Source organism: Pseudomonas sp. RW10S2 (assembly GCF_014268985.1).
GTDB lineage: Bacteria > Pseudomonadota > Gammaproteobacteria > Pseudomonadales > Pseudomonadaceae > Aquipseudomonas > Aquipseudomonas wayambapalatensis.
Genome location: NZ_JABWRO010000211.1, coordinates 1 through 3,799, shown reverse-complemented (window position 1 = coordinate 3,799; position 3,799 = coordinate 1). Strand labels below are relative to the sequence as shown.

3 protein-coding genes are annotated in these 3,799 nt (G+C 60.5%); all 3 read right to left on the bottom strand.

The features are described 5' to 3' along the window. Positions 1-85 precede the first annotated feature (85 nt). From HU729_RS25155 to HU729_RS25145, 3 genes are read right to left on the bottom strand one after another with little or no spacing between them, the layout of a single operon-like run. The gene (locus HU729_RS25155) at positions 86-2,386 is read right to left on the bottom strand and encodes an MlaD family protein (protein WP_186711888.1); all 2,301 of its coding nucleotides are present in this window, start codon (positions 2,384-2,386) and stop codon (positions 86-88) included. Next, positions 2,379-3,002: a paraquat-inducible protein A gene (locus HU729_RS25150; RefSeq protein WP_186711887.1), complete on the bottom strand. Its 624-nt coding sequence runs from the start codon at positions 3,000-3,002 to the stop codon at positions 2,379-2,381. Before HU729_RS25150 ends, HU729_RS25155 begins: the two co-directional genes overlap by 8 nt. Next, positions 2,989-3,648, bottom strand: a complete 660-nt coding sequence (locus HU729_RS25145; RefSeq protein ID WP_186711886.1) for a paraquat-inducible protein A — start codon at positions 3,646-3,648, stop codon at positions 2,989-2,991. The genes HU729_RS25150 and HU729_RS25145 overlap by 14 nt, the downstream gene beginning before the upstream one ends. Positions 3,649-3,799 lie beyond the last annotated feature (151 nt).

The following is a 3,799-nucleotide window of genomic DNA, read 5'->3' as shown; positions in this document are numbered from 1 at the left end:
CAGCATCACCGAGTATCAAGGTTTTTCATAAAGAGCCTAGGCTACCCAATGAAACCGGGCCGCGATAAGCGGCCCGACTTCATTGCTACTTGCCCACCGGGATCTTCGGCGCCCACTGCAGCCAGGCATCATCCGGCTTGTCGAACAAAGCGAAGGTCTGCTGCGGCCGTGCGGGATTGCCCATCTGCTCGCCATCCGGCGTGGCGAAGGCGATCCCTCCATCGATGAGGGTTTCCAGCGATTCGGTCCTCACTGTAGCCCCCTTGAACAGTCCCCAGTCAAAGCCGAAGCCACTGCTGTTCCAGAAACGGCTGCCGCCACGCACCAAGGCAGCATAACGCGGCTCGATCAGGATATGGATCAACACCCGATCCGCACTCTGCCCCAGCTCGTAGCCCGTGACCTTGCCAACCTGCACTTCACGATAGGTGACTGGCACACCCGGCTTTATCGATCCACGACGCGAGGCACTCAACGTCAGCGGTAGCCCGACTTCCTGACCAACCACCTCCGGCGCTTCGGGCAAGGCGATGAAGTCCCGCTGCGGGCCCTGACTCTTCAGTGCCGGCTGTACCTCCAGGTACTGGCCGCCGATCAGGGTGTCGAGGTTCTCTGTGCGCACCAGCCCGAATGCCGGCTTCACCACCCAGAATTGCGTGCCTGCCCGGGCAATACGGTCCGCGGCATCGGTGATCCGCGCTCGCAGCAGCACCGCCTGCAGGTCGGAGGTCAGGTCGACGCTTTCAATGCTGCCTACATCCAGGCCACGGAAGCGAATCGGCGTACCGGGCTTGAGGCCATCGGCACGGTCTACACGGATGGTCACCAGAGTGCCGGCGCGGTTGGCCGCCTCCTCGTTCTCCAGCAGGCGGAAGCGCGGAATGTGTCGCTTGAGCGGTACATTCTGCTGTGGTGTATCGAAGGCGATGCCGCCGGCCATCAGGGTCTGCAACGACTCACTCTTGATCTTGATACCCGACAGGCCGCCGGTAAGGGTGATGCCGCTGGCATTCCAGAAGCGCGTCGAGCCGTTCACCAGGCCGGCATACTCTTTCTCGATATGCACACCAATCAGGATACGCTTGCTGTTGCGAGCGAACTGATAGCTCTGCACGCTACCGACTTTGACCTGGCGATAGGTTACCGGGCTACCGACCTCGAGCGAGCCGAGCGTGTCAGCGAACAGCACCAGGTGCAGGCCCGGCGCCTTGAGATCGAGCGGTGGCGCCTTGGCCCGAGCCTCGAACTCACGCTGCGGTCGCGCACCTTTCTCACCCGGTCGGATGGCGATGTAGTTACCCTTTACCAGTGCCTCAAGGCCGGTGATGCCCGCCAATGAAATGGACGGCTTGACCACCCAGAACTGGGTGCCCTCCACCAGGTAGTCCTCAGCCAGCGGGTCCAGCGTGAGTTCAGCCATGGCGCCGTCTAGACCATCATCGATCTTCAACGTCTTCATGGAACCCACCTGGATACCCTTGTACATCACCGGAGTACGCCCAGCCTGCAGGCCTTCGTAATCGGTCAGGTGCACCTTGATGCGGATACCGGCCTGAGCCGCCTCGAAGTCCTCATAGAGACGGAACGGCAGGCTCGGATCGGTGGGCGGGCTGTCCTTGCGATGCTCTGGGGTGGCGAAGGCGATGCCGCCCGCCACGATGCTCGAAAGCGACTCGCTGCGCACCTTGACGCCTGACAGGTTGGCATCGATGCTGATGCCGCTGGCATTCCAGAAACGCGTGTGCTTGCGTACCAGGCTTGCGTATTCAGGCTCGATGAACAGCTTGATCTCGACCGTTCCATGATCGTCTGACAGGCGATAGCTTTTTACCTTGCCCACCTGGATCTGCTTGTAGAACACCGGGCTCTCACGATTGAGCGAGCCCAGGCGCTCGGCCTTGAGCGTCAGGTGCAGGCCAGGCTCCCTGTCAGAAAGCGGTGGCGCCTCGGCCAGCGCGGTGAAGCGGCGTGTCGGCTCGCCCTGCCCCGGATCAACGGCGATGTAATTGCCGGAAACCAGTGTCTCCAATCCGGAGATCCCGGCCAGGCTGACACTCGGCTTGACCAACCAGAAGCGCGTGCCTTTATTCATGTGCGGCTCCGCCGCCTTGTTCATCTCGATGGTGGCGATCACACCCGTGTTGCTGCCCTCGGCATCCAGCACCAGGCTGGTAACCTTGCCCACCGACATGCCTTTGTAGATCACCTCGGTCTTGTTTGCGACGATACCCTCGCCAGTCTCGAAACGTACCTGGATCTCCACGCCAGCGTCACGATAGGCCTGCCAGGCAAGCCAACCCCCGATCATCAGGGCAATCAGCGGCAGAATCCAGATGGCCGACCAGTTCGAGGCTGGGCGTGTTTTGGCCGTTGGCAAGTCACTCATGGTCGTCGTCCGACTCCGTGTTATCCCAGATCAGTCGGGGATCGAAAGTTAAAGCAGCAAGCATCGTCAGGATCACCACACTGGCAAAGGCGACGGCGCCCAGGTTGGCTTCGACACTGGCGATACGACCGAAATTCACCACCGCCACCAGAATGGCGATGACGAAGATGTCGAGCATCGACCAGCGACCGATGAATTCGATAAAGCGGTACATCAGGATCCGCTGCCGAGCCGAGAGCGGCTGATGACGCTGCACCGAGTAAAGCAGCAGGCCAATGCCCACCAGCTTGAACGTCGGCACCAGGATACTGGCGATGAAAACCACCGCAGCAATGGGCAGCATGCCATGCTTCATCAGGGTGATGACCCCGGACATGATGGTGTCCGGACTGCCCTTGCCCAATGTACTGACCGTCATGATCGGCAGCAGGTTGGCCGGGATGTACAAGATCATCGCAGTGACGAGCAGCGCCCAGGTGCGCACGATACTGTTGGGGCGACGCGCATGCACGATGGCACCGCAGCGAGTGCAGGCCTGCGAGTCGCTGCCCGGCTCCTGGCGATTGAGCTCATGACATTCATTGCAGACCAGGATACCGGCATCAATCGCCCGCATGGGTGTCCTCCCCGGAAAGCGCTACCCATATCTGATGCGGCGACATCACCACCTCCAGCCACACCTGCACCAGCAACAGGCTGATAAAGCAGAACAAACCCAGCCCGATGGTCAGTTGCGCCAGGTCGACCAGCTTGACGATCGCTACCAGCACGCCCATGAAGTACACCTCGAGCATCCCCCACTCCCGAAGGTGATGATAGATGCGATAGAACAGCAGGCCATGACCACGACCGATATTCAGGCGAATGCTCAGCAGTACCAGGAGTTGGCACAGCAGCTTGAGCAACGGAATAGCCATGCTGCAGAGAAACACCACCACGGCGATGCCACGCATTTGTGAGTTGTACAGGCCCAGCACACCGCTCCACACCGTGTCGTCAGAGGTCTGACCGAGCAGGTGCAGTTGCATGATCGGCAGGAAGTTGGCCGGAATGTAGAGAAACAACGCCGTCAGCACCAGGGCCAAGCTGCGATTGACGACATTGTGGCGGTGGGCGTAGAGCTCATAGCCGCAGCGCGGGCACTGCGCCTTTTCGTCATGCTGCAGCACGGGCTTGCGCAGCAGCAGGTCGCACTCGTGGCAAGCCACGAGCTCTTCCAACGGCAGGCGTGCCAGCGCTTCGGGATCGACAGGGTTGGGCATAGGGGGATCTGCTGGGAATCTCGGCTCTATTCTAGTGTTCCGACCCGAAATGTGGGAGATGGTGCTCTGCAAAGGACGTTACGATTGGTGTCCAGCAAGCTGCTGCAGGTGCGATTTAGTAAACGCCAGAAAGACAAAACCCCTACCTGCT